At 41.8% G+C, this 25603-nt stretch carries 22 protein-coding genes and 1 CRISPR repeat array (1 of these 23 only partly in view); of the genes, 20 read left to right on the forward strand and 2 right to left on the reverse strand.

All coding sequences use genetic code 11. The features are described from left to right. Positions 1 to 1242: direct repeats of the CRISPR family, unit length 37 nt; it begins 1527 nt to the left of the window's first position. A 200-nt stretch (positions 1243 to 1442) separates the two neighbouring features. Genes cas6 through csm6 form a run of 8 tightly spaced genes read left to right on the forward strand, consistent with a single transcriptional unit; the run spans position 1443 to position 9842 of the window. Continuing rightward, the gene (gene cas6 / locus O3621_RS04505) at positions 1443 to 2177 is read left to right on the forward strand and encodes a CRISPR-associated endoribonuclease Cas6 (protein WP_111675761.1); all 735 of its coding nucleotides are present in this window, start codon (positions 1443 to 1445) and stop codon (positions 2175 to 2177) included. Beyond that, the gene (gene cas10, locus O3621_RS04510) at positions 2158 to 4362 is read left to right on the forward strand and encodes a type III-A CRISPR-associated protein Cas10/Csm1 (protein ID WP_111675762.1); all 2205 of its coding nucleotides are present in this window, start codon (positions 2158 to 2160) and stop codon (positions 4360 to 4362) included. The genes cas6 and cas10 overlap by 20 nt, the downstream gene beginning before the upstream one ends. A 3-nt stretch (positions 4363 to 4365) precedes the next feature. Continuing rightward, complete coding sequence (gene csm2, locus O3621_RS04515; protein WP_048771740.1) at positions 4366 to 4755, forward strand: type III-A CRISPR-associated protein Csm2; 390 nt, start codon at positions 4366 to 4368, stop codon at positions 4753 to 4755. Continuing rightward, entirely contained in the window at positions 4755 to 5417 is a 663-nt protein-coding gene (gene csm3 / locus O3621_RS04520) for a type III-A CRISPR-associated RAMP protein Csm3 (RefSeq protein WP_111675763.1), read from the forward strand. The genes csm2 and csm3 overlap by 1 nt, the downstream gene beginning before the upstream one ends. A 1-nt stretch (position 5418) precedes the next feature. Further along, complete coding sequence (gene csm4, locus O3621_RS04525) at positions 5419 to 6318, forward strand: type III-A CRISPR-associated RAMP protein Csm4 (protein WP_111675764.1); 900 nt, start codon at positions 5419 to 5421, stop codon at positions 6316 to 6318. Position 6319: 1 nt separating this feature from the next. Further along, positions 6320 to 7399 (forward strand): type III-A CRISPR-associated RAMP protein Csm5, encoded by a 1080-nt coding sequence (csm5, locus tag O3621_RS04530; RefSeq protein ID WP_371513777.1) that lies wholly within the window; start codon positions 6320 to 6322, stop codon positions 7397 to 7399. Beyond that, a complete protein-coding gene (locus O3621_RS04535; protein WP_111675766.1) occupies positions 7396 to 8565 on the forward strand; it encodes a type III-A CRISPR-associated protein Csm6 in 1170 nt (389 codons plus the stop codon). The genes csm5 and O3621_RS04535 overlap by 4 nt, the downstream gene beginning before the upstream one ends. Next, positions 8562 to 9842: a type III-A CRISPR-associated CARF protein Csm6 gene (csm6, locus tag O3621_RS04540; RefSeq protein WP_111675767.1), complete on the forward strand. Its 1281-nt coding sequence runs from the start codon at positions 8562 to 8564 to the stop codon at positions 9840 to 9842. The genes O3621_RS04535 and csm6 overlap by 4 nt, the downstream gene beginning before the upstream one ends. A gap of 79 nt (positions 9843 to 9921) precedes the next feature. On the opposite strand, the gene O3621_RS04545 is transcribed toward csm6, so the two are convergent. Further along, the gene (locus O3621_RS04545) at positions 9922 to 10830 is read right to left on the reverse strand and encodes a LysR family transcriptional regulator (RefSeq protein WP_002897493.1); all 909 of its coding nucleotides are present in this window, start codon (positions 10828 to 10830) and stop codon (positions 9922 to 9924) included. A gap of 308 nt (positions 10831 to 11138) precedes the next feature. On the opposite strand from O3621_RS04545, the gene O3621_RS04550 reads away from it, so the two are divergent. The 11 genes from O3621_RS04550 to nt5e all read left to right on the forward strand — a co-directional run bounded on the left by O3621_RS04550 (position 11139) and on the right by nt5e (position 22765). Further along, on the forward strand, positions 11139 to 11996 hold the full coding sequence (locus O3621_RS04550) for a hypothetical protein (RefSeq protein WP_002915127.1): 858 nt from the start codon (positions 11139 to 11141) through the stop codon (positions 11994 to 11996). A 205-nt stretch (positions 11997 to 12201) separates the two neighbouring features. Beyond that, the gene (locus O3621_RS04555) at positions 12202 to 13008 is read left to right on the forward strand and encodes a dihydroorotate dehydrogenase electron transfer subunit (protein WP_371513781.1); all 807 of its coding nucleotides are present in this window, start codon (positions 12202 to 12204) and stop codon (positions 13006 to 13008) included. A gap of 11 nt (positions 13009 to 13019) precedes the next feature. After that, positions 13020 to 13958, forward strand: a complete 939-nt coding sequence (locus O3621_RS04560; protein WP_125331011.1) for a dihydroorotate dehydrogenase — start codon at positions 13020 to 13022, stop codon at positions 13956 to 13958. A gap of 247 nt (positions 13959 to 14205) precedes the next feature. Next, positions 14206 to 14898 carry an orotidine-5'-phosphate decarboxylase gene (gene pyrF, locus O3621_RS04565; protein WP_125331012.1) on the forward strand — a complete coding sequence of 231 codons (693 nt, stop codon included), beginning with the start codon at positions 14206 to 14208 and terminating at the stop codon, positions 14896 to 14898. Between the two features lie 84 nt (positions 14899 to 14982). Next, positions 14983 to 15612: an orotate phosphoribosyltransferase gene (gene pyrE, locus O3621_RS04570; protein ID WP_009660524.1), complete on the forward strand. Its 630-nt coding sequence runs from the start codon at positions 14983 to 14985 to the stop codon at positions 15610 to 15612. A gap of 111 nt (positions 15613 to 15723) precedes the next feature. Continuing rightward, complete coding sequence (locus O3621_RS04575) at positions 15724 to 17262, forward strand: glycosyltransferase family 39 protein (RefSeq protein ID WP_371513784.1); 1539 nt, start codon at positions 15724 to 15726, stop codon at positions 17260 to 17262. Then, a complete protein-coding gene (locus O3621_RS04580) occupies positions 17259 to 18014 on the forward strand; it encodes a DUF4336 domain-containing protein (RefSeq protein ID WP_371513786.1) in 756 nt (251 codons plus the stop codon). The genes O3621_RS04575 and O3621_RS04580 overlap by 4 nt, the downstream gene beginning before the upstream one ends. 33 nt (positions 18015 to 18047) lie before the next feature. Next, positions 18048 to 18701 carry a uracil-DNA glycosylase gene (locus O3621_RS04585; RefSeq protein WP_125331017.1) on the forward strand — a complete coding sequence of 218 codons (654 nt, stop codon included), beginning with the start codon at positions 18048 to 18050 and terminating at the stop codon, positions 18699 to 18701. Between the two features lie 8 nt (positions 18702 to 18709). Next, complete coding sequence (locus tag O3621_RS04590; RefSeq protein WP_002900284.1) at positions 18710 to 19174, forward strand: 8-oxo-dGTP diphosphatase; 465 nt, start codon at positions 18710 to 18712, stop codon at positions 19172 to 19174. A 12-nt stretch (positions 19175 to 19186) separates the two neighbouring features. Then, positions 19187 to 20455 (forward strand): dihydroorotase, encoded by a 1269-nt coding sequence (locus tag O3621_RS04595; RefSeq protein WP_125331104.1) that lies wholly within the window; start codon positions 19187 to 19189, stop codon positions 20453 to 20455. Positions 20456 to 20617: 162 nt separating this feature from the next. Continuing rightward, a complete protein-coding gene (nt5e, locus tag O3621_RS04600; RefSeq protein ID WP_371513788.1) occupies positions 20618 to 22765 on the forward strand; it encodes a cell surface ecto-5'-nucleotidase Nt5e in 2148 nt (715 codons plus the stop codon). Positions 22766 to 22804: 39 nt separating this feature from the next. Here nt5e and plsY read toward each other — a convergent pair whose 3' ends face one another. Next, positions 22805 to 23455, reverse strand: coding sequence for a glycerol-3-phosphate 1-O-acyltransferase PlsY (gene plsY / locus O3621_RS04605; protein ID WP_315686257.1), 651 nt, complete (start codon positions 23453 to 23455; stop codon positions 22805 to 22807). Positions 23456 to 23645: 190 nt separating this feature from the next. Between plsY and parE the strand changes: the two genes are divergently transcribed. Then, complete coding sequence (parE, locus tag O3621_RS04610; RefSeq protein WP_002900288.1) at positions 23646 to 25589, forward strand: DNA topoisomerase IV subunit B; 1944 nt, start codon at positions 23646 to 23648, stop codon at positions 25587 to 25589. Positions 25590 to 25603 lie beyond the last annotated feature (14 nt).

Raw genomic sequence — 25603 nt, forward strand, 5'->3', positions numbered from 1 at the left:
TGTTGTTTCAATTTTCTAGCGTAAGAATCCCCATTCACTTCGAGAGGGTACGGAAACTTATAATCAAATTTATCCATAGTAAATTCCTCTCTTTCGTAAGAAACCCCAGTTTCCTCGAGAGGGTACGGAAACTTCTTCTCCAAAATAACTATCTTTTAGTTTCAAGCTATGTAAGACCCCCCATTCACCTCGGGAGGGGACGGAAACCATACTGTGGATTGAGAGATATCAAGCGTACTTCATCAGTTAGAACCCCCCAGTCACCTCGAAAGGGTACGGAAACGGTCATACCTCTACCCCTGTGGTTGGTTTCATACTATGTAAGAAACCCCAGTTACCTCGAAAGGGGACGGAAACGTGCCTTTTCCTTGATTTTAGGCACGATACTCACGATAGTAAGAACCCCCAGTCACCTCGGGAGGGGACGGAAACCCGCCACCATTCATAGCCTTTTTTAGTCCCTGTAAAAGTAAGATCCCCCAGTCTCCTCGAGAGGGGACGGAAACACACCGCGAACATCCATTTTGAACCGAACACTCAGTTCGTTAGAACCTCCAGTGTCACCTCGGGAGGGGGCGGAAACAAGGAGATTATGAAACATCGCTCGTCTAGTAACGGTTAGTACCTCCAGTCTGCCCGAGAGGGAACGGAAACTTTTCAGCAACCTTGCCAAAAGCTGTGATGTAGAGCCAGTTAGAAATCCCAGACTCCTCGAGAGGGAACGGAAACATGTCTGTTTGTTCTCGGTAACTGTAATACTCTAGTCCGTTAGAAACCCCAATCACCTCGAGAGGGGACGGAAACCCGTTAGATTTATTAAATTCAATGAGTGCTTGTTTTGGTAAGAACCCCTAGTCACCTCGGGAGGGTACGGAAACTTTACACGTTATTTAGGATTGTGGAAGGCATTTAGTAAGAGGCTCCATTCACCTCGAGAGGGGACGAAAATTAAATACCTCCCACATATCTAATAACGTTCATGTCCGTTAGAACCCCCAGTCACCTCGAGAGGGGACGGAAACATACCGCGATCTGACTCATACTCTTCAGTCCCGTAAGTAAGAAAACCGATTCACCTCGAGAGGGGACGTAAACCCAATCAAGCCATTATTGGTAGTATTTGTTCCATCTGGTAACAATCCCCGGTCACCTCGCGAGAGGACGGAAACACTTTATTTGACAAAGTCATAGCTCGAATACCACCCATAAGAAACCCCAGTCACCTCGAGAGGGGACTGCAAACTGGGGGAATTATGATGCAATTTTTAAAATAGGATTAGATATTTAAAATAAGAAAAATCTTGACATCGCTTTCAAGATTTGATATAATAACAATCGTAAAAACAGTACTGATAATAACTAAAAAAGGGCGCCCTAGATTCGGTGAAAAATACTTTCACCGTTTTTAGGCGCTTTTTCTTATTATAGAAAGGAATGGAAATGTGAAGAAAATACGATTGCATCTTTCAAAGGCATCTTTGAAGGATGATGACTTAGTCTGTAAACTGCAGGGCTTTCTCATGGAGAAGCTGTCGGATGACTTTGCCTCCTTCCTCCATCAGCAAGAGACCAATCCATATTCGATGAATCTTCGTTCGGAGCGGGAGGAGTCTATTTGGACGGTAAACTTACTTTCGGAAGAAGCGGAGCAGCAGATATTGCCCCAGCTATTGAGTCTTGAAACGATAAAATTAGAGACTTATTCTGAGGAGATTCTGGTGAAGAATATCGAGATCCAGTCCCTTTCTTCCCAGTCCTTGCTGGAGATTTTTCAGGGAGATGAGGCTTCGCACTTGATAAGCCTGAACTTCTATACTCCGACGACCTTTAAACGTCAGGGACAGTTTGTCCTTTTTCCAGATACACGTCTAATCTTTCAGAGCCTCATGCAGAAGTACAGCCGGCTGGTAGAAGGCAAAGCAGAGATAGAGGAGGAAACGCTGGAGTTTTTAGCAGAGCATAGCCAAATCAGCAGTTATCGTCTGAAGAGTCATTATTTCCCGATTCATGGACGAAAATACCCCGCCTTTGAGGGCAGGGTAACTATTCGGATCCAGGGAGCGTCTACCTTAAAGGCCTATGCCCAGATGCTTCTGAGATTCGGGGAATATTCTGGAGTCGGAGCTAAATGCAGCTTAGGAATGGGAGGGATGAGAATTGAAGAAAGAAAAACTTGATTTGATTTACCAGGCCTTGTTTTACAACTTTGGCAGCCTTATCGCAAGAGCTGAAAACAAGGAAGACTATAGTGAGGAACTGGTTAAGAACTGGCTTGAGCAAAACGCTCCGCACTGGTCGGACATAGACAGTCAACAGAAAGAGCGCAGTGAAAAAATCATTCTCTTAGCCAATCAAATGGCTAGTGGCTTAGATCTAGATGCTTCGGAAGTTTTATCGGATCATTTTAAGCCACTTGCTGATATTTTTAATGTTTTCAAAGAGAAAAGGAGTTACCTTTATAAGCCTTTGACTTTGTTAGAGGATGAACAAAGGCTACCAGAGTCAGCTGATCTAGGAGGCCTTCCAATTACTCAGCAGGACTATAAGAGGATTCTTGATAAATTGGCAGCTATTCTGAAAGAGCATTCTTTCAGCGTAGAAAGTATACCGAATCTCCTTCACGCACTGGAAGCTCTCTGTTCATTTGTACCTGTAAGTCCAGGTCTGGAAGATTTTGCAGATATTAATGTATCTCAGCATAGTCTCTTAACGGCAGGATTTGCAGCTGCTATCTGGGATTATCTAGAGGAGCATGGAGATGACTGGCTGGATGCCTTTAGCCAAGAAAAGGTCTTTCTACTTGCGAGTTTTGATGTATCCGGTATTCAGGATTTTATCTATAATATCTCAAGTGGCGGAGCAGCTAAACAGCTGAAAGCCCGAAGTTTGTACCTTGATTTAATGAGTGAACATATCGTTGATAGCTTGCTGGAAAAACTAGAGCTTTCAAGAACAAATCTACTCTACGTCGGAGGAGGTCATGCTTACTTCATCTTGGCAAATACAGAGAAAACAACCGCTCTTTTAAAGGAGTTTGAAGCATCTTTTAATCAGTTCTTACTAGAGAACTTCCAGACAGGACTCTATGTCGCTTTTGGATGGACAGCATTTGCGGCAGGGGAGATTACTAGACAAGTCCAGTCTACATCAATAGCTTCGCTTGCTGCATATCGAACTATCTATCAAAAGACCAGCCGGATGATTTCTGATAAGAAGCTTTCACGATATGATGCAGAGACCTTGAAATTCTTAAACAAAGGTGGAAATAATTCTGAAAGAGAGTGTGAAATCTGCCATTCTGTAGAGAAGCTTACAAAACAAGTTTATGAGGATGAAGAGCATTCTCTCTGCCATATTTGTGATGAACTGAGAAAATTCTCAAAAAGGATTTCAGATGATACCTTCCGAGTTTGCAGAGGTGGAGCAGCAGGTTTGCCAATCGGTCCCGATGCTGTACTGGTAACAGCTGAAGGTGATCAAGCCTTGCAAACAGACCGTTTCTATGTCAAGAATAAGTGGTCACTTGATCAGTCAGGAACTCATATTTTTGCGGGTGACTATCGCTATGCAGAGATTCATGAGTATGCTGATATGGCTCAGGACAAAGATACTGGTTTAGGAATTCGTCGTTTGGCTGTTGTTCGTTTGGATGTGGATGATTTAGGTGCAGCCTTTATGGCAGGGTTTTCTCATCAAAAAGATGGAATCTACAGTAGTCTTTCAAGATCAGCGATTTTCTCTCGTAATATGAGTCTGTTTTTTAAGTTCTATATTCAGCAGTTTGCGGATGGGAAAAAGATGACGATTATCTATGCTGGTGGGGATGATGTCTTTGCTATTGGTGCTTGGAAAGATGTGATTGATTTTACAGTGGAATTGAGGCAAGCCTTCTTAAAATGGTCTGATGGGAAGTTGACACTTTCTGCTGGTATTGGCTTGTTTGCTGATAAAACCCCTATCAGTCTTATGGCGTCTTATACTGGAGACTTGGAAGAGGCTGCAAAAGCAAATGACAAAGATAGTCTTAGTTTATTTGAGGAGAAATTCACATTTAAATTTGATGATTTTATCACTGAAATCTATCAAGGTAAGCTGATTAACATTCGCTCCTTCTTTAAGAGTCAAGATGAGCGAGGAAAGGTATTTATCTACCGTTTGATTGAACTTTTGAGAGACTATACGAAAATCAATGTAGCTCGTTTGGCTTATTATTTAGCACGTCTTGAGAATAGTTCCAAAGACAAAGAAGCTTTTAGAGAGTTTAAAAATCTCTTTTTCAGCTGGTACAATGCTGGAGCAAAAGAACGAAAAGAGGCTGAGGCAGCTCTCTTACTCTATCTTTATGAAACTAGAAAGGATTAGGAAATGGCAATTTTAACGGATGAAAATTATGTTGATAAGGCAGAAAAGGCAATATTACAATTAAGGAAGAAAAATGATGAATTTTTTTTGACTACAAGTCAAATTAGGAATATTTTATCACTTACAAGTAGCATTTCAGATAAAAGTAATGTTAGAAATTTTGAAGAGTTAAATTCTGATTTGTCGTATTTAAGAGTTAGACTAGTCTATCAATCACGCCGGAATGAGATAAGATTTAGAGGTGAGAAAATCTATCCAGTTGAAGATTTATTATTACAAAGTGATTTGCTAGAAGCTTTAAAGGAAGTTAAAGACAAAGTATCTCTGCAACGTTTTTGTCGCTATATGGAAGCCTTAGTTGCTTATTTCAAGTTTTATGGAGGTAAAGATTAATGACATACGCAAAAGTAAAAATTTCAGCTAATATTCACTTGAAGACTGGCTTACATATCGGCGCTAGCAATGCTTTTGCAGCCATTGGTGCAACTGATTCTCCTGTCATTAAAGATCCGATTACTAACTATCCAATTATTCCTGGGTCTAGCATTAAAGGAAAAATGAGAAGTCTGTTAGCTAAGGTTTACAATGAGACACTGGCTTCTTCACCTGAAGATGATGGAGACATTTTAAGTCGCCTCTTTGGTAATCATAGTTCAAAAAAATTTAGAATTGGTAGATTGATTTTTCGAGATGCATTTTTGATAAATGCTGACGAATTAGATAAAAAGGGTGCTAGAGGATATACTGAGGTTAAGTTTGAGAATACTATTGACCGCATTACAGCTGAGGCAAACCCGCGTCAAATTGAAAGAGCTATTCGAGAAAGTGTCTTTAATTTTGAACTGATTTATGAAATTACAGATGAGTCAGCCGAACAGGCAGAAGAAGATTTAAAAGTTATTGTTGATGGTCTAAAACTTTTAGAGTTGGACTATCTTGGAGGTTCTGGAAGCCGTGGGTATGGAAAAGTTTCTTTCGAAGATTTGCAACTTGAGACAGTCTTCGGAACTTATGATACTAGCAACTTGAATGAGTTATTGAAAACGGAGGTCTAAAATGGCCTATAAAATGTATCTCTTGAGCTTTCAGACTGCTCATTTCGGTACTGGTAAATTAGATAGTACTGCTTTTACTTTTACAGCTGATCGTTTATTTTCGGCGCTGTTTATTGAAGCTATTAAGATGGGCAAAGAAGAGGATTTTCTATCTTTAGTCCGACAGGATGATTTTGTGCTATCAGATGCATTCCCTTTTGTTGATATGCCATTTTTACCAAAACCAATCGGCTATCCTAAAATGGATAAATTACCTCAAATGAATGACCTTGTTGAGCTGAGAAAGCAAGCGAAAAAAACAAAAAAATTAAGTTACATCCGTTTAGATGATTTTGAAGCTTTTTTGAATGGAAAAGTATTAGATAATGAGGAGTTTGGAAAACTAAATATCGTTACCAAAAATCAGCCTTTTATGGATGGACATTTATTCCAGGTTAGAACAATTACTTATCAAGAGAATGTTTCTCTATACCTTATTGCTAAACAAAGTCAGCTTTTTGATGAACTTATGACTGCACTGCAATTTTCTGGACTGGGCGGAAAAAGAAGTTCTGGCTATGGAAGGTTTCATCTTGAAATAAAGGATGTACCAGAGAAACTGTCTAAACACTTAGCTTTTGAAGCTGTATCAAATGTTATGACACTAACAACAGCACTGCCAAATGATGATGATTTAGAAGAAGCTATTTGCAATGGACAGTACTTGTTGGCTAAATCAAGTGGCTTTGCCTTTAGCAACAGCTATCAAAGTAATTTTAGGAAGCAAGATTTCTACAAATTTAAAGCTGGCTCAACTTTTTCAAAATCATTTCGAGGGCAGATTGCTGATATAAGGCCGGTCAATTTCTCACATCCTGTCTGGAATTTTGCCAAACCGCTTTTTTATAAATTGGAGGTCTAGTATGAAACATGAATACAGAACATTTAAGCTGACTCTTCGTACTATGGCGCCACTACATATCGGAAGCGGAGAGAAGTATACTAGTCGCGAGTTTATTTATGAAAATGGAGCTTACTATTTTCCTGATATGGGAAAGTTTTACTCATCTATGGTTGAGAAAGGGTTATCAGATAAGTTTGAGTCTTTTCTGATGGAGCATGGTAAAGCATCTAGAAATAATCGATTAATTTCATTTGTAGAGGGAAATAGAATCAGGGAGCGAAATTTCGGTGGTTATAAAATCCAAGAGACAAGTTTTGAAAAAGATAAATCTACCAAGGGAACTATAAATGAAGTTTCTAAATATATCCGAGATGGATTTGGAAAGCCTTATATTCCAGGTAGTTCGTTAAAAGGCGCTATTCGAACTGTTTTGCTCAATGCGCATTCTCAGTGGGAAAAGACAAATTTTGTTTCAGAAAAAAAACGAGAAAATAAAAGAGTAGTTCCTTGGGGAGCAAAGAAGAATGAAAATTTTGATGACATCTTTAATGAAATCAGGATTAGTGACAGTCTCTCGTTGAAAATCAAGAACAGAGAATTTCAAAGTCAAGATTTGATACTAGCACAGAAATGGGATTATTCTGCTATCACAAAAAATGCTAAACCAATTCCTTTATATCGAGAATCTCTTCCCCCTCTTACGATTGCTGAATTTGTTATTACTACTACATCTGATAGAGCGGCGAAGATGATTGAACAGCTTGGTAATTTATCGTTTAAATTTTATAATAACTATAAAGCTTTTTTCTTGGAGGAGTTTGACGAAAAATATTATCAAAAAAATGTTCAGTATCCTCTTTATTTAGGATCTGGAAGTGGTGCTTGGACAAAAACAGTATTTAAGCAGGCTGACGGAATTCTACAAAAACGATATAGTAGAATGAAAACTAAAATGGTTCGTAAGGGCGTATTGAAATTAACCAAAGCTCCCAATCTAAAGTTCTGTGTCAATGGTGATACTAGAACTCTTGTTAGAAACACAGATAATTTTTACGAAATGGGAAAAGTGAATTTTATTATTCAGGAGGTTTCTAAATGAGAATTTTGATCTCTTCGGTGGGTGATACAGATCCTATTCGAGGTTTTCGCGATGGTGCTCTTCTTCATATAGCTAGGAAATACAGACCAGACAAAATCATTATCATTTATTCAGAAAGAACTGTTCTACGACATGATAGGATAGTAGCAGCTCTTCACTCTATTGAAGAATCTTATAGTCCTGAAATAGAGCAATACCCAACAATCATTAAGAATTCCGAAGTTTTTATTTTTGATAAGATGTATGAACAAATTGAGAGATTTCTAAATCCAGCATTTTTTAATAATACTGATGAATTTATTTTAAATTTATCTAGCGGGACGCCTCAGATTAAGTCTGCTCTATTTATTATTAATAGATTGAATGATATTAATGTAAAAGCTGTTCAAGTTCCTAGTCCGACTGGTTCTTCTAACGAGAGGTTAGAACATGATAATGAAGAAGATATTGATGAATTAATTGAGACAAACGAGGATAATAGTCCTAATTTTGAGGATAGGACGATAGAAGATAAATCAGAGAAGTTCAGACAAGCACTTTTAAAACGAACGGCTAAAAATTTGATTGAAAAATATGATTACAGAGCTGCCTTAGATGTTTTGAATAGCTTGATTTCTGATGATAATCTAAGAAAAGTTAAAGAAGAATTAAAGAATCTCGTGGATGCTCTGGATAGACAGGATATTCCCCAGAGACTAAAAAAGCGGAAGCTGGACGAAACTACTAAGCGAGTTTTAAATGCTTATCTGATTATTGATATTCAGAAAAAAAGAAGCAATGTTGGTGAAAGTTTTATCCGAATGAGATCGCTTTTAGAATTTATTGCTGAAGACTATATTAATAAAAATTATCCTCAAGAATTGAGGAATATTGAAAATTATTTTGATAGGAATTATATACTTTTTGGTGACTATATAACAATTTTAAAGAACAATCAAGAGTGGGAAATATTGAAGGAAATGAAACCGATTAGAGAGTTGACTTCCTCTAGAAATGCAATAGCGCATACTTTGGATTCCTTAAGTCCGGAAGATGTTAAGAAATTAAGCAGAGCACTGAAAGCTTTGAAGAAATTAATCTTAACCTACTATTCTTTTGATAAAAGTTTATTAGATTTCTATGAAAACACAAATGATAGATTGTTAGAAAGTTTGAATGCAAAATGAAAATTTTAATATCTGCAGTTGGGACGACAGATCCCATTATGAAGAATCACGATGGAGCTTTGCTGCATCTAACTCGAATATATCGTCCAGAAAAAATTGTTTTAATTTATAGCGAGGAGATGTTAGCTAAGAAGGAATGGATAGAAACGGCTCTTCAGTCTATTGAAGGCTATTCGCCAATCATTGTTGTCGATTCGACTATTTTAAAAAACGATGAAGTCTATATTTTTGATAAGATGTATGAAGAAATCACTCAGATTATTAAGCGTTATAAAAATGATGAAGATGAACTAATCTTAAATCTTTCTTCTGCGACTCCTCAAATAATTTCTGCGATGTTTGCTGCTAATCGAATCTATGATTATAATACTAGAGCTGTGCAAGTTGCGACTCCAGATAAATCAGCTAATCGACGTTTTGATCCAGCTTCCGGCCCTGATATTGAAGAATTAATTGATACAAATATAGATAATAGTAGTAGCTTTGAGAATCGTAGCTTAGAAGATAAATCTGAAAAGTTTAATCAGTCTTTGGTGAAACGCTACCTGAGACAACTTATCAAGCAGTATGATTATGCAGCAGCGCTTGCAATTCTGACGAAAAAAGATAACAAAATTCTGTCTAAAACAAAGCAAAAGAAAGTATGTGCTATTCTGGAAAATTTTGTTAATGTGTTTAGAAAACAATCACTGCTAGCAGATATTTCAAATCAAGATTTTAGTGCTCAAGAGGCTAAAGCAATCAACTACTTTTTAATGATTGATATTTTAAATCGTCGAGGACATATTGCTGATGTTTTGATAAAATCAAAATCTCTTGCCGAATTTCTTTTAGAAGAGCTTCTTCGTAAAGAGCATCCTAACCTCATTATCAGAACTGACAATTTACCTAGATTAAATCCAGAACACTCAGACTCTGATGAAATTATAACTTATATTGATTCTATTCTAAAGAAGGAGAGAAGTATTGAAAAAGAAGAGAGAATTTTTCAATACAATTCTGTTTTGAATCTGCTGTCATTTTATAATATTTTAGAGTTTTATAAAGAAGATGAGGATTTGATGGACAGTATCAAGGTTGTAAAAAGTTTCAATGGAGAGCGAAATAACCTTGCTCACGGTTTGATGGAGATTGATAGTCAGACTGTAAATAATAAAAGAATGCTGAAATTAATCAGAGCTTTGCAAGCAATGCTTCAGTATAATTACTCCTTTGATGTAGAATGGTTTAGTTATTTTGATAAGAAAAATGAATTTTTACTTGATCAGTTAAAATAAGCCAGCTTGTAATCAATTATGGTTCTTTAAACTGTAAAAAAACCCGCATCGGTTATCCCGATACGGGTTTAATCTATTATTATTTATCAAACTTCACTTCCTCAATCAGATACTCAATGAAGCGTTCTCCCATTTTGGATAGGCTGGCTTTTTCGTGCTGGATGTAGACCAGCTCAATCGGATCATCAATGTCCAGTGGGATTGACACGATATTATCTCCGTTGAGGTTGCTGTTGAGGATACCGGTTGCAATCGTGTAGCCATCCAGACCGATCAAAAGGTTAAAGAGGGTCGCACGGTCGCTGACCACGATAGATTTTTTATGGTGTTCCTGAGAGAGAATTTCCTCAGAAAAGTAGAAGGAGTTGTGAGTCCCTTGGTCATAGCTGAGGTAGGGGAAGTTTTCTAAGTCAGATAATTGAACCAGCTTTTTCTTGGCTAGCGGATTGGACTTGCTGACAAAGATATGGGGCTGAGCTGTAAAGAGATGAGTGGCAATCAGGTGATTGTCATCCAGCATCTTGGATAGGACATCGCGGTTGTAGCTATTGAGAAAGAGGACGCCGATTTCACTGCGGAAGTTTTTTACGTCGTCAATAATTTCCCAAGTCCGAGTTTCCCGCAAAAAGAGCTCGTATTTCTCCATATCGCTTTTTTTAAGCAGGGAGACAAAGGCATTGACCACAAAGGCATAGTGCTGAGCAGAAACGCTGAAAAGCTCTCGGTGGGCGACAGGGTTTTTGTATCGCTCCTCTAGAAGCTGCGTCTGCTCAACTACCTGCCGGGCATAAGAAAGAAACTCCATGCCGTCCTTGGTCAAGGTAATTCCTTTGGGATTGCGAATGAAAATCTCGATGCCCATTTCATTTTCCAAATCTCGCACAGCATTGGACAAACTAGGCTGGGTAATGAAAAGCTGCTTGGCAGCTTCGTTCATACTGCCAGTCTCGACGATTTTGATAATATAGTGTAACTGTTGAATTCTCATAGGACTATTTTATCACAAACTTAGTTGATTTTTCTAGTGATTGCTAGTTCTGAGGAGAAACTTCACATATGTAATAACTTCTATATTTTACTATGGATATAGAATGGTGGGAGTAGATTTTCTTAATCTACTTGAATAAAGATTTTTATAAGATTGGTTGCATCTGGATTTTGATTTTTTGAAATAGCCATGATAAAATAAAAGTTGGTCTTAGTCTATTAGATAGGGTTAATGAAATCTGTTTTGAATACTATATATGTAGTCTAAACTAAATCTATAAGTTAGTAAGGTAATTAAATCAAGAAGTTATGAAAAAAGATGATGAATCATTCGAAGAAATATTTTCGGATATTTCCATAGAGGAGAAAAAGAATAAAAGGACTGCATTTATTGTCATAGGTTCTTTAGTTTACGGAGCACTTGTTTTGACGGCTGTTGTTTTTTCATTTCTTCATTCGCATAAACATTCAACTTCTAGAAAAACTAGTTCAACACAGGAAATAGTATATTCTACAAGTTCTGATTCTGAACAAAATGAGGCAGAAATTTTTGCTAGAAAGTTGATAAGTGACGAAAAAGAATATCAATTTTCTTGGGAAGTTCAGGATTTTGATGGTTTAAGATTTGACAAAAATCTTGGAGGGACAAGTCTGGATGCGATAATCAGCAGATATGGGAGGCCTGATTCGGGTGAAGGATGGATAGCCTTGAATTATGGGAAAGAAACTCCTCAAATTCGGTTGCGATGGCATAGTATCGAGCGTTATAAGTATGCTTATGTAAGCTTAGTTTTTGAAAAATTTAAAGATGAATACAAACTTATCTCTAAAGAATACTACAATTTAAATAGTTCTAAATTACCCATTGATACCGAAGCGAGCAGAGATTTCACTTGGACTCAAGCAGCGTTCGATAGTTTGCTTTTGGAAAATAAGGAAGGAAATTCTCAAACGGGTTCTACCTATGAAGAAATTATCAGTCTGTATGGACCACCGCAAAATCAAAATCTGTCAGCTGAAGATTATATTTCTAATTTAAAAGTTTCTTATGTGTCACCTAAGCCAGATGAAAGCAATATGAAGCTTAGGCAAGTCGATTTAGAGTTTATTAAGATAGATTCGGGCAGCTGGTATCTTGTGAAAAAAGATTCTGTAAATTTGAACTAGTTCTAGATTTTATTTTCTGATGCATTATTTTTTTGTAGTCACCTTGACATTCCTCATCTCTAACGATATAATGTTTACAATTTAACCTTTAATCAAGTCCAGTGAGGCTGCAAGGTGGGAAAAGCGGTATAAGAGGCAGTTAGCTGCCTTGTTTTTGCGAAACCTTGCTGCGGCGAGGTTTTTTCTTGTAGAAAGTGAGGTTGTCATGGTTAGTGACAGTTGTAAAAAGAGATTTGGAAAGATTATGCTCGAGCAGATGGAGCTGTTGGAGCAAGTCAAAATTGCACCTAATATTTTTTCTATGACTCTAAAGGGGCAAATGGTCAGCCAGATGCAGGCTGGGCAGTTTTTACATATTCGGGTACCAGATGACAGCAAGCTTTTGCGCCGGCCTATCTCAATCGCGGAGATTGACCGAGACAATCTGACTTGTCGCATTATTTATCGGATAGAAGGCGGCGGAACAGCTATTTTTTCTCAACTTCCTGCTGGTTCTTATCTTGATGTTATGGGGCCTCAGGGAAATGGTTTTGATTTGACCCCTGTAAGGTCAGGTGACCAAGTTTTGATTATCGGTGGTGGGATTGGTGTTCCACCTCTGCTTGAGGTTGCTAAAGAATTGCATGCCAAGGGTGCTCAGGTGACGGCTGTATTGGGATTTGCTGATAAAGCTGCTGTCATTTTGGAATCAGAAATGAAAAAATACTCCGAAGTCATTGTCACGACGGATAACGGTTCTTACGGTCGCAAGGGCTATGTATCAGCAGTTGTAGATAAATTGCCCCAAGACTATGCTGCTGTCTATTCCTGTGGAGCGCCAGCCATGCTCCAGTATGTCGATCGTAAGTTTCAGGACCATCCGCATGCTTATCTCTCCATGGAGTCTCGTATGGCTTGTGGCATGGGCGCCTGCTATGCATGCGTAGTTCATGTTGCAGGTCAGGACGAGTCAGTCAATAAGCGCGTTTGTGAAGACGGTCCGGTCTTTGAGACGGGCACGATTATTGTTTAGGAGGGGAAAGAATGAGTGACCAATGTTTAAGAGTTTCTTTGCCAGGCTTGGACCTGAAAAATCCAATTATTCCAGCATCTGGCTGTTTTGGCTTCGGTCAGGAATATGCCAAATACTATGACCTAGACTTGCTAGGCTCTATCATGATAAAGGCTACGACTTTGGACCCCCGCTTTGGCAATCCAACTCCGCGTGTGGCAGAAACGCCAGCTGGTATGCTCAATGCCATTGGCCTGCAAAATCCAGGTGTTGAGGTTGTTCTAGCTGAAAAACTGCCCTGGCTGCAAAAGCATTATCCCTACCTTCCAATCATCGCTAATGTAGCGGGCTTTTCCAATCAAGAATATGCCGCAGTGGCTGGAAAAATTTCTCAAGCCTCTAATGTCAAGGCTATTGAGCTAAATATCTCCTGTCCTAATGTAGACCATGGCAATGCTGGATTGTTGATTGGTCAAGTTCCGGAGTTGGCTTACGAAGCAACCAAGGCAGCGGTAGATGCTTCTGCTGTACCAGTCTATGTCAAATTGACTCCGAGTGTGGCAGACATCACTCAGGTAGCTAAGGCTGTTGAAGACGCTGGTGCTGCTGGTTTTACCATGATTAATACCTTAGTAGGTATGCGGTTTGACTTGAAGTCGCGCAAGCCTATTATCGCTAATGGTACAGGCGGTATGTCGGGCCCGGCTGTCTTTCCGGTAGCGCTCAAGCTAATCCGTCAAGTGGCGCAAGCAAGTAAACTTCCTATTATTGGTATGGGGGGAGTTGATTCTGCGGAGGCTGCTCTGGAGATGTTTATAGCAGGTGCTTCAGCCATTGGGGTAGGGACTGCCAATTTCACGGATCCTTATGCCTGCCCAACCATCATTGAAGATCTGCCTAAGGCTATGGATAAATACGGCATCGAAAGTCTTGAAACTTTACGAAAAGAAGTTCGAGAGAATTTGCTTTAAAGTTACATTTTTACTTGACAATTCTGCTGTGAAATTATAGAATGAACTAAATATAACCTTTAAAGAAGTCCAGAGAGGCTACTAAGGTACATACGTTTGAATGGCAGATACTGCCACATTTTCGTGTAACCTTGCTCTCGGGCAAGGTTTTTCTATGGCTCTGAGCCTAATGCGAAGGTTGGTTTTGAGATATAAATGCCTAATGGACTTTTTTGAAGATAATAATTTAAAAGGAGATTTTCCCCTCATGCGTGAAGAACGGCCTATTATCGCCCTCGACTTTCCATCTTTTGATGATGTCAAAGATTTCTTGGAGCATTTTCCGGAAGATGAAAAACTCTATGTCAAAATCGGCATGGAATTCTTCTATGCCATTGGTCCAGAAATCGTTCATTATCTGAAAGGTCTTGGACACAGCATTTTCTTGGATTTGAAACTGCACGACATTCCCAATACGGTGCGCTCAGCCATGTCTGTCCTAGGTACCTTTGGTATTGACATGGTGACAGTTCATGCAGCGGGTGGTGTGGAGATGATGAGCGAAGCTAAGAAGGTCTTGGGGGATAAGGCTAAGTTGGTTGCGGTAACTCAGCTGACCTCGACCAGTGAGGATGATATGCGGGATTGCCAAAACATCCAGACTACGGTTCAGGAGTCTGTTGTCAATTACGCTCGGAAGGCCAAAGAAGCTGGTTTGGATGGCGTAGTTTGCTCAGCTCAAGAAGTGGAACTGATAAAGGCGGCTACTGCAAATGACTTTCTCTGTGTGACGCCTGGTATTCGGCCAGCTGGATCAGAAATCGGCGACCAAAAACGGGTCATGACACCGCAGGAAGCTCATCAAATCGGCAGTGATTATATTGTAGTCGGTCGTCCAATTATCCAAGCTGAGAATCCTTGGGATGCTTATCACGAGATCAAGAAGCAGTGGAATAGCTAGGCTAAGCAAAAACAAGGAATTCGAATTAAATCGTTTGTCAAAATTAATAGCATCATAAACATTCAAATTTATAAGGAGCAAAAAATGACTTTAGCAAAAGAGATTGCGCGTGATTTATTGAAAATCAAAGCTGTGTATTTGAAGCCGGAAGAGCCTTTTACATGGGCGTCGGGCATCAAGTCACCTATATATACGGATAACCGTGTGACCTTGGCTTATCCAGAAACTCGGACCTTGATAGAGGATGGTTTCGTTGAAAAGATTCGGGCGGAATTTCCAGATGTAGAAGTCATTGCTGGAACTGCGACAGCAGGTATTCCTCACGGAGCCATTATCGCTGATAAGATGAACCTGCCATTTGCCTATATCCGCAGCAAACCAAAAGATCACGGAGCAGGCAATCAAATCGAAGGTCGCGTAGCGCCTGGGCAGAAGATGGTTGTCATTGAGGACTTAATCTCGACTGGAGGTTCGGTCTTGGATGCTATCGCTGCCGCTAAACGTGAAGGTGCGGATGTGGTTGGAGCAGCGGCTATCTTTACCTATGAGCTGCCAAAGGCAGAAAAGAACTTCGATGAAGCAGGTGTCAAATTGGTGACCCTTTCTAACTATACAGAGCTAATCACTCTAGCTGAAGCAGAAGGGTATGTCAGTCCTGAGGGCTTGTCCTTGCTTGAGAAATTTAAGCATGACCAAGAGAATTGGCAGGCCTAGACCGAATAGAAATAAAATGATCTGACTCTTATTCAGGTCATTTTTCAGTAAAACGTCCTTGTCTTGCCTTTAAAAATGGCTTAAAGTCTCGGTGTTTGGTATAATAGAGCTATGTCTAAGATTTATCATCTATCCTTTTCGATATTACAGAAAGTGTTGCTGATTACAGCTGTTCACTGGTTTCTGATTGCCATCTGGCATGTTGCAGAGCTGAATAGTATAGCTATGATTGCTTTTGCCGGCTTGGCTTATCTGGCCTATCGCTATCGGCATTTGCTAGAAAAAGCTTATCATTGGCTGATGAAGCATAAACTTCTTATTATGTTAGCTGCCTTTATTTTTCAGCTGATTATGCTCTTTTCGGCAGAGCTTTTGATTAGGCGTGACGCAGCTGTGGTCTTTACAGGGGCTTTCAAAACTCTGAAAGAAAGCTCCATTTCCAGCTATCTGACCCGGAATCCTAACAATGTCTCACTATTTCTCTACGAGCGTTTTTTCTTTAATGTATTTGGAGAATCTGGTCTATGGGTCATGCAGGCCTTAAATATTGTTTATACTAACGTAACGGCCTTGATTCTCTATAAGGGTTGCCAAAAGTATTTTTCCCAAAAGGCTGCAGATGCTGTCTTTAGTCTTTATGTGCTTTTACTGGGCTTTTCTCCTTATTTCTTTTCAATGTATACCGATATTCCGCCCCTGCCTTTCATCAGTTTGCAGATTTTCCTAGTTTTGGGATTGCTGAAGGGAGAGGAATCTAGCCGACAGCTGGTTTGGCGCAGTATTTTGCTTGGGCTGATGACTAGTCTGGCTTTCTTCTTTAGACCAACAGTAATGATTTTGCTGATAGCTGTCTTCGGAGTCCTCTTTTTTAAAAAGAATTGGAAGAAGTTCTTTCTGACACTAGTCGTTTTTGCTTGCAGTTTTGCGATTAGCTACGCCCCGCTGCATTACTGGTCCAAGCATCAGACGGAAGTGCCGATTATGAAGGGAGAGGGACTAGCAAAAGGTCCCATGCTCTTTATCAATCTAGGTCTGACCTTTAATGGCCACAATCAGGAAGATATGAAAGAAGGGCTCTTGCAGTATATTGAGCCCGATAAGCAATATGACTATAACAATGGCATGTTTGCCAAGGAATATGTTATCAAGGAAATCAAGCGGCGCTTAAGTGAATATAATCCTTTGACTTTAGCTCATCATCTCTTCCACAAGCAGTCTCTGACTGTAGCAGAAGGTGATTTAGGCTGGCTCTACCGCAGTGTTGAAAATGAAAAGACACCTTATATATCGCCTTTTTACCAAGATACGAAAGATAATCCTTTAACTCAGTTTGTCCGTGACTTCTTCTTGAATACTGACAAGTCAGAATTTGTCTATTTCTCGCTGTCCAAGCAGGTGGTTTGGATTGTCATGGCAGCAGGACTTGTCTTTGCTCTTTGGAAATACCGCTCCAGTGATGAACTGAATTTTCTAACCTTAGCTGTTTTTGGCGGCCTGCTCTTTCTGCAGATTTTTGAGGGAGGAAAGACGCGTTATCTGATTCAGTTTTTGCCACAGATTTTGGTTCTGTCTGCCCTAGGATTGGCCCAGTACCCACAAGCTCTAGGGAAGTTTCGCTTTTGGATTAGAAAGAAGGACTCTTTGAAATGAAAAAACCTGTTCCTACCTATGAACCGCTTTATAGCTTGAAGTCCATTGCTGAGAATATCTGGATTGTTGACGGTGATTTGATTGAGATGGATGCAGTGGTGACAAAGTTGCCTTTTTCTACCCGCATGACTGTCATCAAGTTAGCAAATGGCCAGCTCTGGTGTCATTCACCAATTCAGCCAAATCAAGCCTTGTTTGACCAGTTGGATGCTTTGGGACCAGTCGCACATCTCGTTTCACCTAATAAGATTCACTATGCCTATATAGCTGACTGGAAGAAGCGTTATCCGGAGGCAATTGCTTGGTCTAGTCCAGGTGTTGAGGAGAGAGCGGCCAAGCAGAAAATTCCAGTCTCTTTTGATGAAAAGCTGACGGATGAGGCTCCTGAAGCTTGGGCAGGCCAGATAGAACAGTTGGTTTTCAAGGGAAGTACTTATATTGAGGAAGTTGTCTTTTTTCATAGGGACAGTCAAACCTTGATTTTGACAGATTTGATTGAGAATTTTGAAACAGAGCGTTTTCCAAGTCAGCTTCGTGGCAAGGCTTATAAGTTAGTTCGAGTTGCAGCTCCAGATGGTCAGACGCCTATTGACTACCGTATGACCTTTATCGGTCATCAAAAAGAAGCCAAAGAATGTCTAGAGCAGATGCTGGCTTGGCAACCAGAAAAAATCATCCTAGCTCACGGTTCTTGTTTTCTGGAAAATGGTACAGCAGAACTCAGAAGAGCACTTAGGTGGATTAAGCAATAGAATTTTTATCGTAGAAAATAAGAGGAGACATATATGCAGCATTCAGCTTGGCATGCTTTGATTAAGGAGCAGCTGCCGGAAGGTTATTTTGCAAAAATCAATCATTTTTTAGATGAAGTGTATGCTTCAGGGACCATTTACCCACCTCGGGAAAAGGTATTTAATGCGATTCAGACGACAGATTTAGCGGATGTTAAGGTGGTTATTTTAGGGCAGGATCCCTACCACGGACCGAGACAGGCACAGGGCTTGAGTTTCTCTGTACCTGATGACATTCCAGCTCCGCCTTCTTTGCAGAATATTCTCAAAGAATTGGCTGATGATATTGGAGTGAAGGAGTCGCATGATTTGACTTCCTGGGCTCAGCAGGGTGTTCTCTTGCTCAATGCTGGTCTGACAGTGCCGGCTGGCCAGGCCAATGCGCATGCCGGCTTAATCTGGGAGCCTTTTACAGATGCTATTATCAAAGTAGTTAATGAAAAGTCTGATCCAGTTGTCTTTATCCTATGGGGTTCCTATGCCCGCAAGAAAAAAGCCTTGATAAGCAATTCGCAACATTTGATAATCGAGTCAGCTCACCCAAGTCCGCTGTCTGCTTACCGTGGTTTCTTTGGTAGTAAACCTTTTTCTCGTACCAATGATTTCTTAGTGGCTAAGGGCTTGGATCCTATCGATTGGTTAGCTTAGGAGGTAGTATGGTTCAGTTAGCAACGATTTGTTATATCGATAATGGCCGGGAGTTTCTCATGCTGCACCGCAACAAAAAGCCCAATGATGTTCATGCTGGGAAGTGGATTGGTGTCGGTGGCAAGCTAGAGCGAGGAGAAACCCCGCAGGAATGCGCTGCACGCGAGATTCTAGAGGAAACAGGACTAAAGGCTAAACCTGTTCTCAAAGGCGTTATTACTTTTCCAGAGTTTACTCCCGACTTGGACTGGTACACCTATGTTTTTAAGGTGACTGAGTTCGAGGGTGAACTGATTGAATGCAACGAAGGGACTTTGGAATGGGTGCCCTATGACCAGGTTTTATCTAAACCAACCTGGGAAGGCGATCATACTTTTGTTGAGTGGCTTTTAGAAGACAAGCCTTTCTTTTCTGCAAAGTTTGTTTATGACGGAGATAAGCTATTGGATACGCAGGTGGACTTTTACGAATAAGGAGATAAGATGATGCTATTAATCAAAAACGGACGAGTTATGGATCCTAAGACTGGTTTTGACCAAATTTCCGACCTCTTGGTTGAGGGGAAGAAAATTGTCAAAATTGGACAAGATTTGCAGGCAGAAGGAGCAAAAGTTATTGATGCCAGTGGTTTGGTGGTGGCTCCAGGTTTGGTGGATATACACGTTCATTTTCGGGAGCCAGGCCAGACTCATAAGGAAGACATTCATACAGGGGCTTTGGCAGCAGCAGCAGGGGGCTTTACGACAGTTGTTATGATGGCCAATACCAATCCGACCATTTCTACAGTTGAAACTCTGAAAGAAGTGCTAGAGTCGGCTAGTCGTGAAAATATCCATATCAAGTCGGTTGCAACAATTACAGAGAATTTTGATGGGCAGCATCTGACAGACTTCCAAGGTCTTTTGGCAGCTGGTGCAGTAGGTTTTTCTGATGATGGTATTCCGCTGACCAACGCTGGCATTGTCCGCAAGGCGCTCGTGGAAGCACGTAAAAATGACACCTTTATCAGCTTGCATGAGGAAGATCCTAATCTCAACGGCATACTTGGTTTCAACGAACATATCGCCAAAGAGCATTTTCATATCTGCGGTGCGACAGGTGTGGCAGAATACAGCATGATTGCCCGCGATGTCATGATTGCTTATGATGCAAAGGCTCATGTGCATATCCAGCATTTGTCCAAGGCTGAGAGTGTAAAGGTGGTGGAATTCGCTCAGAAGCTAGGCGCTCAAGTCACTGCTGAAGCAGCACCTCAGCACTTCTCTAAGACAGAAGCTTTGCTATTGACCAAAGGCAGCAATGCTAAGATGAATCCGCCTCTTCGCTTAGAATCGGACCGTCTGGCGGTTATCAATGGGCTCAAATCTGGTGTCATTTCTGTCATTGCGACGGACCATGCTCCCCATCATGCTGACGAGAAAAATGTTGAAGACATCACTAAAGCGCCTTCTGGTATGACTGGTCTTGAGACCTCGCTCTCACTGGGGCTGACCTATCTGGTAGAGGCTGGTCATCTGAGTTTGATGGAACTTTTGGAGAAAATGACTCTTAATCCGGCTCAGTTGTATGGTTTCGATGCTGGCTTCATTGCTCAGGATGGTCCTGCCGATTTGACAATATTTGACCCAGAAGAGAATAGACTTGTGACTGATCACTTTGCCTCCAAGGCTGCCAATTCACCTTTCGTTGGTGAAAATCTTAAAGGCCAAGTGAAGTTTACTATTTGTGATGGGGAAATTGTCTTTGAAGGATAATATAGTTCAGACTCTGATGAATTTCAGAGTCTTTTTAACACAGAAAACTTTCCAGAAAATTTCTGAAAAACCGAATGTTTGTTGAAATATTAAGGATATAGTTCCTTTTTAAACCAAAAAGAGGTATAATATAACAAAATACTAAAGAGGAGTGTTCGTTATATGAAGAAGAAATTTTTCATCTTACCTGTTCTATCAACAGTGCTTTTGGCACCTGCTTTTTTGTCGCATCAAGTCTCTGCAGAAGAGGCAGCTGCTAGTCCAGAGCCAGCGGCGGCCGAGTTGACCAATCAGCCAGCTGCTGAGACAGCTTCTGCAGCGCAACCAACTGCTCCAGCAGCTTCAGCAGAAGAAAAGCCAGCAGATAGTCAGAATACAGCTGGTCCAGCTGCGACAGAAGCCGCTGCAGCACCAGCCCAGTCTGAAAATCTGCCAGAGGCTACGATTCTCCATACTAACGATGTGCATGGCCGCATCGTAGAGGAAAAAGGCGTTATCGGTGATGCTAAGTTGGCTACTGTTATTAAGGAAGAGCGCGCTAAAAATCCTAAAGTGCTTGTTGTGGATGCGGGTGATGCCTTCCAGGGTCTGCCAATTTCAAATAGCTCAAAAGGGGAAGAACGAGCGAAAATCCTCAATGAAATAGGCTATGATGCTATGGCAGTCGGAAACCATGAGTTTGACTTTGGTCTAGATGAGGCAAAGAAATACAAGGAAATTCTTAAATTCCCACTCCTAAGTTCCAATACCTATGCCAACAATGCTCGGGTTTTCCAAGCCTCTACCATTGTTGACAAGGACCCAGCGGTTGAGGGAGATGAGTTTGTAGTAATCGGTGTGACAACACCAGAAACTGCTACAAAAACTCACCCTAAAAACGTCCAAGGTGTGACCTTCACTGATCCAATCACAGAAGTTAATCGCGTCATTGACGAAATCGAAGCACGCGCAGCGGCAGAAGGAAAGAACTACAAAAACTATGTTGTTCTAGCTCACTTGGGCGTTGACACGACCACACCGACTGAGTGGCGCGGTTCAACCTTGGCTGAAGCTCTTTCTAAAAATCCTAAGCTCAAGGGCAAGCGCGTAACCGTTATTGACGGCCACTCCCATACAGTAGAGTCTACGACTTATGGCGATAATGTCACCTACAACCAGACCGGTAGTTACCTCCATAATATCGGAAAAGTAACTTTCAAAGCTAATCAACTTCTGGGAAATCCTCAGCAAATTCCTGCTGAAATAGCTAAAAAAGTCACTCCAGACCCAGTTGTAGCAGACATGGTCAGCAAGATTAAAGCTAGGTACGACGCAGATAATGCCAAGGTTATCGTAGCAAACAGTCCTGTAGAGCTTAATGGCGACCGTGAAAATGTCCGCGTTCGCGAAACCAATCTGGGTAATGTCGTAGCCGATGCTCTCTACGATTATGGTCAAACTGGCTTTGCCAATAAAACAGACTTGGCTGTTACTAACGGTGGCGGCCTGCGCGAAACTATTGCCAAAGACAAGCCCATCACCAAGGGAGATGTCATCGCCGTATTGCCTTTTGGGAACACTATTTCTCAAATCAAGGTGACTGGTCAAAATATCGCAGATATGTTTGCCAAATCTCTGGGCTCTATTCTTCAGGAGAAAGATGGCAAGCCTGTGCTGGATGAGAACGGACAACCCTTGCTAGAACCAAGCGGTGGCTACCTGCAAATCTCTGGAGCTAAAGTCTACTACGACACCACTCTGCCAGCTAATCAACGTGTCCTCCACATTGAGATTAAGAACAAAGAAACGGGTGTTTATGAGCCTCTTGATCCAAATAAGACCTACTATCTGACGACCAATGACTTCTTGGCTGCTGGTGGGGATGGCTATACCATGCTGGGTGGCCCTCGCGAGGAAGGACCATCTATGGATGTGGCCTTCGCAGACTATCTGGCAAAAGCTGATTTGACAGCCTATGCGGTTATCAATCCAAACTCACGCGCTATCTCTATTTCATCTACTAAGGATACAGATGGTGATGGCTACAAAGATATTGAAGAAATCAAGCAAGGAACAGATCCGGCCAATGCAGCTTCCTACCCAGCTGGTGCCAAAGCAGCTGATCCTGGAAAAGAGGCAGCGCCACTGGTTAATACTCCAAAACAAACTAAGCAAGTACCTGTCCATGTTGCCAAGACCTTCACTAAGGAACCTGCAGCTAAAGAACTGCCACAGACAGGCAGCGAATCAGCAGTTGCCCTGAGCTTAGTTGGTATGGTTTTAGGATTCTTTGGATTGGCAGGAATTAAGAAAAGTCATAAAGAAGACTAGATAGAAGACACAATAAAACGGAAGTTGTTCACTTCCGTTTTATTTCTTAGCCTCAGGATTTTGATGTGTGATATTCAAGCCCCAAGGAATTAAGTTTTCTTTTTTCTGTTTGATACGTTGGATATTGTCCTTGTGCCGGAGGATAATAATCAAAGCCAGCGCAATGATAATCAGAGTGAAGAAGAGATCATAGTTGGGCAGTATAAAGCCAGCTAGAGGAAAGAGCAGCGCCGACAGGATAGCGATGACTGCTGAGAGCACACTTGCCAGAGAAATCATACTTCCTAGATAGAGGATGCTGGCAAAGATGACAATCAGATAGACAAAAAAGGCAGGTGAGAAGCCCAGAACAACCCCTGCACTGGTTGCCACGGCCTTGCCGCCCTTAAAGCCAGCAAAGATGGGAAAAGTATGACCGATTACGGCCAAGAGGCCAAAGACAAGCGGCGAAACTCCCTCAATATGCAAAAAGAAAGGCAGCAGGGTCGCTGCAGTTCCTTTGAGAAAGTCGATAGCAAAAGTAGCCGTCCCCGCCGTCTTTCCCAAAATACGGAAAGTATTGGTCGTTCCGGTATTGCCGCTGCCGTATTCTCTCAGGTTCTTTTTAAAGAAAATTTGCCCAATCCAAAGTCCGGTCGGAATAGAGCCCAGTAAGTATGCGAGTATTAATCCAATTATCGTGTTCATCATGATTTTATTATACCATTATTTCGCTTTCTTACAATAGAAAAGGATAGAATTTATAGCAGGAAATGTCTACTCGGATATTGGATTGTTCTTCGTGTAAAATCCGCTCTCATCAGCAGTTTTTTCAAAAAAATCTTTGCAATATTTGCCAAAAACTTGTAAGATAGAAAAGATGAATCATTAGGAGGTTCTTGTGGCAAAAAAGGAAATCAATATTAACAATTATAATGACGATGCCATTCAGGTATTAGAAGGGTTGGATGCCGTCCGCAAGCGTCCAGGGATGTATATCGGATCGACCGACGGAGCTGGACTCCACCATCTGGTCTGGGAGATTGTGGACAATGCTGTTGATGAGGCCCTGTCAGGCTTCGGCGACCGGATCGATGTGACGATAAACAAAGACGGAAGTCTGACGGTCGCAGACCACGGACGCGGGATGCCAGTCGGCAAGCACGCTATGGGGATTCCTACGGTTGAAGTCATCTTCACCGTTCTCCACGCCGGCGGTAAGTTTGGTCAAGGTGGCTATAAAACCTCGGGCGGTCTCCACGGTGTAGGGTCCTCTGTTGTCAATGCCCTGTCTAGCTGGCTGGAAGTGGAAATCACACGCGATGGCACTGTTTACAAGCAGCGCTTTGAAAATGGTGGGAAACCTGTCACCACACTCAAGAAAATCGGCACTGCACCTAAGTCCAAGTCTGGGACCAAAGTGACCTTCATGCCGGATGACACGATTTTTTCAACGACAGACTTCAAGTACAACACCATTGCGGAACGACTTAAGGAATCTGCCTTCCTGCTTAAGAATGTCCGTCTGTCGCTGACTGATGCGAGGACTGGCGAAGAAGTAGAGTTCCACTATGAGAATGGGGTTGAAGACTTTGTCAGCTATCTCAATGAAGACAAGGAAACCTTGACTCCTGTCCTCTATTTCGAGGGCGAGGAGAGCGGCTTTCAAGTTCAGGTGGCTCTCCAGTACAACGACGGTTATGCCGATAATATCCTGTCTTTTGTCAATAACGTCCGCACCAAGGACGGCGGTACCCATGAGACAGGGCTCAAGACCGCTATCACAAAGGCTATGAACGACTATGCCAGAAAGACGGGCCTGCTCAAGGAAAAGGACAAGAATCTGGAAGGCTCAGACTACCGCGAGGGTCTGGCTGCTGTCCTGTCCATTCTGGTCCCTGAGGCTCACCTGCAGTTTGAAGGCCAGACCAAGGACAAGCTAGGCAGTCCTTTGGCTCGTCCGGCCGTGGACTCCATCGTCTCTGACAAGCTGACTTTCTTCCTCTTGGAAAATGGTGAGCTGGCATCTAACCTCATCCGCAAGGCCATCAAGGCTAGAGATGCCAGGGAAGCGGCCCGCAAGGCGCGTGACGAAAGCCGGAATGGCAAGAAAAATAAAAAAGACAAGGGCTTGCTCTCTGGTAAGCTGACTCCAGCTCAGTCCAAGAACCCAGCCAAGAACGAACTCTATCTGGTCGAGGGAGACTCTGCCGGTGGCTCTGCTAAGCAAGGCCGTGACCGTAAGTTCCAAGCCATCCTGCCCCTGCGTGGGAAGGTTATCAATACCGCCAAGGCTAAGATGGCTGATATTCTCAAGAACGAAGAAATCAACACCATGATCTACACGATTGGAGCGGGTGTTGGGTCAGACTTTACCCTTGAGGATGCCAACTATGACAAGATTATCATCATGACCGACGCGGACACCGACGGTGCCCATATCCAGACCTTGCTGCTGACCTTTTTCTATCGCTATATGCGCCCGCTGGTCGAGGCTGGCCGCGTCTATATCGCCCTGCCGCCTCTCTACAAGATGTCCAAGGGCAAGGGCAAGAGCGAAGTTGTTGAGTATGCCTGGACCGATGGCGAGCTGGATGACCTGCGCCGCAAGTTTGGCAAGGGAGCCATGCTTCAGCGCTACAAGGGGCTCGGTGAAATGAACGCCGACCAGCTCTGGGAGACGACCATGAATCCTGACACCCGCACCCTCATCCGTGTCACCATTGAAGACCTAGCCCGAGCCGAACGCCGTGTCAATGTCCTCATGGGCGACAAGGTCGAACCACGGCGCAAGTGGATCGAGGATAATGTCAAGTTTACGCTGGAAGAAGCGACTGTGTTTTAGTATAGTATAGGAAA

Origin of the sequence: Streptococcus sp. 20925_1_22 (assembly GCF_041431685.1) — a bacterium.
Taxonomy (GTDB): Bacteria; Bacillota; Bacilli; order Lactobacillales; family Streptococcaceae; genus Streptococcus.